Source organism: Rhodobacter sp. P2_H5 (assembly GCF_056403335.1).
In genome coordinates this window covers 1-572 of the sequence record NZ_JBFUFS010000142.1, presented here as the reverse complement: position 1 = coordinate 572, position 572 = coordinate 1, and the positions used below count along the sequence as shown (strand labels likewise).

Annotated in this window: 1 protein-coding gene; it reads right to left on the bottom strand. The window is 63.3% G+C overall.

Annotation, left to right across the window (positions count from 1 at the left end):
* A partial coding sequence (locus AC1DVR_RS23995) for an ABC transporter permease (protein WP_478003124.1) occupies window positions 1-517 on the bottom strand: 517 nt, incomplete at its 3' end.
* Between the last annotated feature and the right edge of the window lie 55 nt (window positions 518-572).

The window sequence follows — 572 nt, the reverse complement described above, 5'->3', positions numbered from 1 at the left end:
GGTTATAGGGCACCCCGAAGAAGGTTTGCGAACCCAGAACCCGGTAGATCGGCGGCACGTTCCCCGAAGGCGCGCCTTGCGTATAGGCAAAGCGCATCCCCTGCAGCAGCGTCATCGTCGCCAGCGTGGCCAGGAAGGGCGAGACGTTGCGCTTGGTGATCAAAAGCCCGTTGACCAGCCCGGTGATCAGGCCAATCGCCATCGCCACCAGAAAGACCGGCAGCGCATCGCTGTTCTGCCCGCTGAAACAGGTCGCCGTCACCGCCGCCGTGGCCATCACCGAGGCGACCGACAGATCCAGCCCCCGCACCAGGATCACCATGACCTGGCCGATCACCACGATGCCCAAGGGGGCGGCCTGCAGCAGCATGTTCGAGATGTTGTTGGCCGTCAGGAAGGCCGGCGACAGGATTGCCGTCACCACGATCAGCGCCAGCAGGACCAGATGGATGCCGTAGCTGCGGGCCACATCCATGGCCGAACGCTGCTGCGATTGGGATTGCGCGGCTTGCGTCATCACACCTTCCTCTTGTTTTCGACGTAGACAGACACGGCGACGATCACGATCAGCC